We start from the raw sequence: 7507 nt of genomic DNA, 5'->3' as shown, positions 1-7507 counted from the left end.
CCTTTAATGAACGTGTTAAAAACGATGGCTTCATTAGAGCTGAAGCAACAGAAACCTCGTGTAAAGAAAGATGAGATCGCCCGTGGTGATGTCTCTGGCTTGATTGGTATGGTTGGTAGTCAAAGCCGTGGTTCAATGTCTATTACTTTTGATGAAAGTTTAGCATTGTAAATCATGCAGAATATGTTAGGTGAACGCCCCAACGGTCTCAATGAAGAAGTTACAGATATGGTCGGCGAAATCACCAACATGGTGACAGGCGGAGCTAAGCGTATTCTTGCCGAGAGTGGTTTTGACTTTGATATGGCAACTCCGGTTGTTGTCTCAGGAAAAGGCCACACGATTCGTCATAAATGCGAAGGTGCAATTATTATCATGCCGTTTACCTCTCAATGGGGTAACGCTTTTATCGAAATCTGTTTCGAGTAAGCTCTTTCATTAAAGAAAAAAAGGTTGATACCATTAAGTATCAACCTTTTTTATTTAGATAAAACCTTACTCACATCCAAGTAAGGTTTTGACGCATTACGCTTTAAATATTTTAAACGCGTTAATCAAACCATTGGTTGAGCTGTCGTGTGAACTCACTTGAGCATCGTCGGCTAACTCAGGCAGAATTTGGTTTGCTAACTGCTTGCCAAGCTCAACGCCCCATTGATCGAAACTGAAGATATTCCAAATAACACCCTGTACGAAAATTTTATGCTCGTACATCGCAATCAGGTTGCCCAAAGTGCGTGGCGTGATCTGCTTAACTAAGATTGAGTTGGTTGGGCGGTTCCCTTCAAACACTTTAAATGGTGCGATTGCCGCCATTTCTTGTGCTGATTTACCCGCCGCTTTTAGCTCAGCTTCAACGGTTTGCTGCGTTTTTCCAAACGCTAACGCTTCTGTTTGAGCAAAAAAGTTCGACATCAATTTTTGGTGATGATCACCCGCTGGGTTATGGCTGAGCGCTGGCGCAATAAAATCACACGGGATCAATTTTGTTCCCTGGTGGATCAATTGATAAAAGGCGTGTTGACCATTAGTACCGGGCTCACCCCAAATGATTGGACCCGTTTGGTAAGTTACCGCTTGACCGTTACGATCCACGTATTTACCGTTTGATTCCATATTGCCCTGTTGGAAATAAGCGGCAAAGCGATGTAAGTATTGGTCATAAGGCAGAATCGCTTCTGATTCGGCGCCGTGGAAGTTGTTATACCAAATACCAATCAAGGCTAGGATCACAGGAATATTTTGCTCAAAAGGTGTCGCCACAAAATGTTGATCCATCTCATGCGCGCCAGACAGCAGTTCCACAAAATTGTCATAGCCTACAGCCAATACAATGGATAGACCAATCGCTGACCATAGTGAGTAGCGTCCACCGACCCAATCCCAAAATTCGAACATGTTGTCTGTATCAATACCAAACTCAGCGACTGATTTCGCATTAGTCGACAGCGCCGCAAAGTGTTTTGCAACATGAGTTTCATCGCCTGCTTCCGCTAAGAACCAATCACGAGCCGTGTGTGCATTGGTCATAGTTTCTTGGGTAGTAAACGTCTTTGAAGCCACTAAAAATAGCGTGGTTTCTGGATTGACTTTTTTCAACGTTTCAACGATGTGTGTTCCATCAACGTTAGAAACGAAATGAAGATTGAGATGATTCTTATACGGTGCAAGTGCTTCTGTGACCATGTATGGGCCAAGGTCTGAGCCACCGATGCCAACATTGACAATATCGGTAATCGCTTTACCTGTGTAGCCTTTCCACTCGCCGGAAATTACTCGTTCAGAAAACGCTTTCATCTTCTCAAGTACCGCATTCACGGCTGGCATCACATCTTCACCATCAACAATAACCGGTGTGTTACTGCGATTGCGTAACGCTGTGTGCAGTACGGCACGGCCTTCAGTTTGGTTGATCGCGCAGCCTTGCAGCATAGCGTCGATGGCTGACTTTAGTTCAGTCTCATTCGCCAGTGCTTGTAAATGTTGTAAGGTCTCTTCGTTGATCAAATTTTTTGAGTAATCAACAAGAATATCTGAACCAAAACGAGTCGAGAATTTATCGAAACGTTGTGCATCTTGTGCAAAAAGTGATTTAAGGTCCATATCTTGCGCTAATTCAAAATGCGCAGTCAGTGCTTTCCAAGCGTTGGTTTGCGTTGGATTGATATTTTTCAACATGGTATCTATCCCGATGTGACAGTAGGTTTTATTCCTATCATTCCTAAACTCTGTTTCAAAATGATGGAATCCCCGATTGAGTAAAAAAGAAAATGATATCGGCTGCCTATATTTGGAAGGCAACACGTCGTTATTCGTTTTGTGAGCGCCATTATGACGCAGCTTACCCGCTCTCATATTGAGTTAAGTCAGGTAAACCCATGGCTCCACACTCAACTTTATAGGTACGACATCTCAACACGAGAAGTGAGTTTCGTCACTAACTCGTAAGCAATAGTGCCAATGTGAGAGGCCACTTCTTCCACGGGCAGCTCTTTTCCCCATAAAATAACCTCATCGCCCACCTTGTCGCAGGCTTGCGGACCGAGATCGACCGTAAGCATATCCATTGAAACTCGCCCTGCAATCGGCACTTTACGCCCATTGACAACAACCGGAGTTCCATTGGGTGCAGTACGAGGATAGCCATCGCCATAGCCAATTGCGATAACACCGACCTTAGTGTCACGCAAGCTTGTCCAAGTGGCACCGTAGCCGACACTCTCTCCCGCTTTAACATCACGCACTGCGATCAAGTGTGATTTTAATGTCATTACCGGTTGATAGCCCAGCGCTTGCGCCGAGTTATCATCAAAAGGAGAAACGCCATACATAATAATACCTGGGCGAACCCACTCTAACTGGCTGTGCTGCCAAGCTAATAAACCGGCGGATGCGGCTAGAGAGCGTTCTCCCTCATGACCTTTTGTCATTGCTAAAAATAGCTCAATTTGCTCAGAAGTGGTTGATTTATCAAGCTCATCAGCAAAACCAAAATGGCTCATATAACGCAATGGCTTCACTACGTTTTTACACGCTTGCAAACGTTCTAAAAAATCGGGGTATTGCTCTGGGCGCACACCTAAACGATGCATTCCGCTATCGATTTTCAACCAAACATTGACTGGAACATCCAATTGAGCTTGCTCTAATGCAAGTAACTGCTCTTCACAGTGAACCACGGTTTGAATGTTATTGGTCACCAATACAGCAAGATCCATCGGAGAATAAAAACCTTCAAGCAACAAGATAGGTTTTACCACACCGCTCACTCTCAGTTGCAGCGCTTCTTCAATGCGCGCCACGCCAAATGCATCCGCGCCCAGTGCATGTTTCGCGACATGCCGAAGCCCATGACCATAGCCATTTGCTTTGACCACCGCCATAATTTTACTGTTTGGGGCCTGCTGTTTTACTCGCTGTAAGTTGTGCTTCAACGCATCGAGATCGATGCAGGCGGTTGCCGCTTTCATATAGCTCATCAAATTACTCATCGTCAAATGCAGGGCCTGCATAGTTGTCAAAACGAGAATACTGCCCTTGGAAGGTCAACCGTACAGAACCAATCGGACCGTTACGTTGCTTACCTATAATAATCTCTGCGATACCCTTTAACGAACTATCAGGGTGATACACCTCGTCGCGATAGATGAACATGATCAAATCGGCATCTTGTTCTATCGAACCGGATTCACGCAAGTCGGAGTTGACTGGACGTTTATCGGCGCGCTGCTCCAACGAACGGTTAAGCTGCGATAAAGCCACCACGGGTACATTCAATTCTTTAGCCAGTGCTTTTAACGAGCGAGAGATCTCCGCAATTTCTAAAGTACGGTTATCCGATTGCGAAGGAACTCGCATCAACTGCAAGTAGTCGACCATGATGAGCGACAAGCCGCCATGCTCGCGCGCAATACGACGAGCTCTAGAACGAACCTCGGTAGGCGTTAGGCCTGAGCTATCATCTATGTACATATTTTTCTTTTCCATGAGAATACCCATGGTAGATGAAATTCGTGCCCAATCCTCATCATCCAGCTGCCCAGTACGAATTTTGGTTTGATCAACGCGAGAAAGCGATGCCAACATACGCATCATGATTTGTTCAGCAGGCATCTCAAGAGAGAAGATAAGAACCGGTTTTTCTTGCTCCATGGCCGCGTTTTCACACAAGTTCATGGCAAACGTCGTTTTACCCATAGAAGGGCGAGCAGCCACAATGATCAAATCAGAACCTTGTAAACCGGCCGTTTTCTTATTGAGATCAGCAAACCCCGTATTCACGCCCGTGACGCCATCTTGTGGTGTTTTATACAGCAGTTCAATACGCTCTAACGTTCTTTCTAAAATCGAATCAACATTCTGCGGGCCTTCATTTTCACTGGTACGCTCCTCAGCAATGGCGAACACTTTACTTTCAGCCAGATCGAGCAAATCTTCTGAACTGCGCCCTTGCGGATCATAACCTGCATCCGCAATCTCGTTGGCAACACCGATAAGGTTACGCACCAACGCTCGTTCCGCTACGATTTCGGCATAAGCATTAATGTTAGCCGCACTGGGCGTATTTTTCGCCAAATCCGCTAAATAGGCAAAACCGCCGACATCTTCCAGCTGTTCGCGACGCTCGAGATACTCAGATAGCGTAATAAGATCGAGCGGCTTACTGGCTTCCAAAATCGATTTGGCTGCATCAAAAATTAGGCGATGTGCACGGCTATAGAAGTCTTTGCTGACCACACGCTCAGCCACCGTATCCCAACGTTCGTTATCCAATAGCAAGCCCCCAATCACTGATTGCTCAGCTTCGATCGAGTGTGGAGGAACTTTAATTGCCTCGACTTGTGCGTCAAACGGTTTACGATTTCGTTGATCTGTTCGTGGTGCAGCCATGACTTCGCTCAATACTATCTAATGACCGTCCATTATAGCCAGAATAGATCATTTGTAATTATGTAAACGAAACTTTGTGTTTATCTCGTAGAGAATTAACCTCATGCTGACCAAACAGAACCGCTCTACACCTACTATTTCGCCCACTATTTTTATTCACTTTAGGGGTGCTTCGTGTCTAAAATTTGGTTTCTTAGTTTTAGTCTGTTCGCTATGAGTGCAGCCTATGCTAATGAGGATCTTAAAAACGATACGGAAATCGAAGTTCCTTCTCCTTGGAATAGCCAAGTCGAACTGGGTTATCAAGCCCACTCAGGTAATACTGATTCAGAGTCATTGAATTCACGAGTCAAGACAGAATACATAACAGGTCGCCATCGAACCAATGGTGAGTGGAAATTGTATCGCCTTGATAAAAATGGGAAAGAAAATAAGCGGCAGGCAAGCTATTCGCTGCAAAGTGACTATAAGTTAGCTTCAAAAGCCTATCTATACGCAAACTTTAACGGTGTTGATTCGAAATACAGCGCCTATTTCAAAGACTACACGCTATCTGGTGGCATGGGTTACCAATTGATGAATACCGACATATTGCTATTAGAGCTTGAAATAGGGCCCGGTTTTCGTTACCAAAAACCCAACCTAGATGAGATATCAAGTACGGATATTGTATTTGCAAATACAGTCGAAGAAGTCATATTTCGTGGTAACTTAAAAGGTGTTTGGGCAACTTTCGATAATTTAACTATCTCCTCTGAACTGACTCTTGTCGCAGGGGAAAGTAACATCAGAACCGATACGGAACTCATTTTAACCAACCACATTACTGATTCGATTGCGTTGAAAGTGAACTTATCTCGCCAATACCACGACAAGGTTCCGGCAGGCCTAAGTAAAGCCGATAGCGTCACTTCGTTTAGTTTACAGTTTCGTTTCTAGATAGTTTGAAGATAAAAAAACACCAGCCGAGGCTGGTGTTTTCAATTCATCCGAAGGCTGATCTTACTCAGCAACGATTTGAATTTTCGCCGTTGCAAACACTTCTGAGTGAAGCTGGATGCTCACTTCGAAAGAACCTACGTTACGTAGAGCACCTTCAGGTAGACGAACTTCGCTCTTAGATACTGCAACACCAGCCGCTGTAATAGCGTCAGCGATGTCACGAGTACCGATAGAACCAAATAGTTTACCTTCGTCGCCTGCTTTAGAAGCAATAACAACAGCTTCAAGAGCGTTAACTTGTTCAGCACGAGCTTGAGATGCAACAAGTTGCTCAGCAACTTTAGCTTCAAGTTCAGCACGACGAGTTTCAAACATTTCAACGTTAGATTTAGTTGCCATTACAGCCTTACCTTGTGGGATAAGGAAGTTACGAGCGTAACCAGATTTCACGCTTACTGTGTCGCCAAGGCTGCCTAGGTTACCGATTTTATCAAGTAGAATAACTTGCATTGATTAATCCTCTTTCTTAATAAACGGTGCCAATTACTGATGTTTGTCAGTGTATGGCAATAGAGCTAGGTAGCGAGAAAGTTTGATTGCACGAGCTAGCTTACGTTGGTATTTAGCGCTAGTACCAGTAATACGGCTAGGTACGATTTTACCAGCTTCAGTGATGTAGTTTTTAAGAGTTGCTACGTCTTTGTAATCAATCTCTTGTACGCCTTCTGCAGTGAAACGGCAGAATTTACGACGACGGAAGAAACGAGCCATGGGCTATCTCCTGATCTTAAATTTGAGTAATGTGGTCGGCATGTAGCACCAATTTTCCTATGCCACTACGGCTAGTCTGGTAAGCGACAAAGCCACTTACGTTTATGGTGCTGCCTTGTACTAAGTGTTGAGTTAAATTCTTTGACCTTTGCCCACTGACAACTACCGGCATACGACAATAGACTTGTCTCGGTAAATCAGCTTCGATCACTGTTGAGCGATGTTCAAGCCAGAAACGGCAATGTTCAATACCCGCAGGACTTTGGCTTCGAATGGGAGGTTTTGCGACAGTGCCACTCAGCTCCATTCGATTGGTCATCAAATCAATTACTCAACGTCTGCATCGAAACGAGTTTCATCACGCTTAGAACGCTCTTCTTTAGCTTTCAGCATGATTGATGGCTCGGTGATAGCCGCTTTAGTACGCATGATCATGTTACGTAGAACTGCATCGTTAAAACGGAAAGCAGTTTCTAGCTCATCAATCACAGCTTGGTCAGCTTCAACGTTCATAAGAACGTAGTGAGCTTTGTGAAGCTTGTTGATTGGGTAAGCCATTTGACGACGACCCCAATCTTCTAGACGGTGGATAGTACCGCCAGTTTCAGTGATAGAACCAGTGTAACGCTCGATCATGCCAGCAACTTGCTCGCTTTGATCTGGGTGCACCATGAATACGATTTCATAATGACGCATCGGTTGCTCCTTACGGATTATTCAGCTTCCAGGTTTGGCTCGGTCGTCCATAGGAAGCAAGGAACGAAAAAAAAAGACCGAGAATTAAGGACGGCAAATAGTACAGAAACGAAGCAGGATTAGCAAGGGAAATGTACTAAGGGTCACATCAAACAAAAAGGGAAGCCTAAGCTTCCCTTTTTTAATGCAATATGTGCATAACTTATCG

8 protein-coding genes and 1 pseudogene are annotated in these 7507 nt (G+C 44.6%); 2 read left to right on the top strand and 7 right to left on the bottom strand.

From position 1 onward, the window contains the following. A pseudogene (locus VOR_RS17745) lies at window positions 1-429 on the top strand (chemotaxis protein CheX); the annotation flags it as partial. Between the two features lie 96 nt (window positions 430-525). Here VOR_RS17745 and pgi read toward each other — a convergent pair. From pgi to VOR_RS0106925, 3 genes are all read right to left on the bottom strand, one after another. Then, a complete protein-coding gene (gene pgi / locus VOR_RS0106935; RefSeq protein ID WP_029626964.1) occupies window positions 526-2178 on the bottom strand; it encodes a glucose-6-phosphate isomerase in 1653 nt (550 codons plus the stop codon). 218 nt (window positions 2179-2396) lie between these two features. Then, window positions 2397-3470 (bottom strand): alanine racemase, encoded by a 1074-nt coding sequence (gene alr / locus VOR_RS0106930; protein WP_010318983.1) that lies wholly within the window; start codon window positions 3468-3470, stop codon window positions 2397-2399. A gap of 13 nt (window positions 3471-3483) precedes the next feature. Continuing rightward, complete coding sequence (locus VOR_RS0106925) at window positions 3484-4890, bottom strand: replicative DNA helicase (RefSeq protein ID WP_010318982.1); 1407 nt, start codon at window positions 4888-4890, stop codon at window positions 3484-3486. Between the two features lie 174 nt (window positions 4891-5064). Here VOR_RS0106925 and VOR_RS0106920 point away from each other — a divergent pair, with 174 nt between their 5' ends. After that, on the top strand, window positions 5065-5829 hold the full coding sequence (locus VOR_RS0106920) for a DUF481 domain-containing protein (protein WP_010318981.1): 765 nt from the start codon (window positions 5065-5067) through the stop codon (window positions 5827-5829). A gap of 63 nt (window positions 5830-5892) precedes the next feature. Here VOR_RS0106920 and rplI read toward each other — a convergent pair whose 3' ends face one another. From rplI to rpsF, 4 genes are read right to left on the bottom strand one after another with little or no spacing between them, the layout of a single operon-like run. After that, window positions 5893-6342 (bottom strand): 50S ribosomal protein L9, encoded by a 450-nt coding sequence (gene rplI / locus VOR_RS0106915; RefSeq protein ID WP_010318980.1) that lies wholly within the window; start codon window positions 6340-6342, stop codon window positions 5893-5895. 33 nt (window positions 6343-6375) lie between these two features. After that, the gene (rpsR, locus tag VOR_RS0106910) at window positions 6376-6603 is read right to left on the bottom strand and encodes a 30S ribosomal protein S18 (RefSeq protein WP_010318979.1); all 228 of its coding nucleotides are present in this window, start codon (window positions 6601-6603) and stop codon (window positions 6376-6378) included. A 16-nt stretch (window positions 6604-6619) separates the two neighbouring features. Continuing rightward, window positions 6620-6922, bottom strand: coding sequence for a primosomal replication protein N (gene priB / locus VOR_RS0106905; RefSeq protein WP_010318978.1), 303 nt, complete (start codon window positions 6920-6922; stop codon window positions 6620-6622). Between the two features lie 8 nt (window positions 6923-6930). Next, the gene (gene rpsF / locus VOR_RS0106900) at window positions 6931-7299 is read right to left on the bottom strand and encodes a 30S ribosomal protein S6 (protein WP_010318977.1); all 369 of its coding nucleotides are present in this window, start codon (window positions 7297-7299) and stop codon (window positions 6931-6933) included. Window positions 7300-7507 lie beyond the last annotated feature (208 nt).

Source organism: Vibrio ordalii ATCC 33509 (assembly GCA_000257205.1).
In the GTDB taxonomy this organism is placed as follows: Bacteria; Pseudomonadota; Gammaproteobacteria; order Enterobacterales; family Vibrionaceae; genus Vibrio; species Vibrio ordalii.
This window is presented reverse-complemented; position numbering and strand designations above follow the sequence as displayed.

What these genes read in the sequence shown, in the direction of transcription:
- pgi (WP_029626964.1), bottom strand. Translation starts at nt 2,178, where the DNA reads ATGTTGAAAAATATCAATCCAACGCAAACCAACGCTTGGAAAGCACTG.
- alr (WP_010318983.1), bottom strand. Translation starts at nt 3,470, where the DNA reads ATGAAAGCGGCAACCGCCTGCATCGATCTCGATGCGTTGAAGCACAAC.
- VOR_RS0106925 (WP_010318982.1), bottom strand. Translation starts at nt 4,890, where the DNA reads ATGGCTGCACCACGAACAGATCAACGAAATCGTAAACCGTTTGACGCA.
- rplI (WP_010318980.1), bottom strand. Translation starts at nt 6,342, where the DNA reads ATGCAAGTTATTCTACTTGATAAAATCGGTAACCTAGGCAGCCTTGGC.
- rpsR (WP_010318979.1), bottom strand. Translation starts at nt 6,603, where the DNA reads ATGGCTCGTTTCTTCCGTCGTCGTAAATTCTGCCGTTTCACTGCAGAA.
- priB (WP_010318978.1), bottom strand. Translation starts at nt 6,922, where the DNA reads ATGACCAATCGAATGGAGCTGAGTGGCACTGTCGCAAAACCTCCCATT.
- rpsF (WP_010318977.1), bottom strand. Translation starts at nt 7,299, where the DNA reads ATGCGTCATTATGAAATCGTATTCATGGTGCACCCAGATCAAAGCGAG.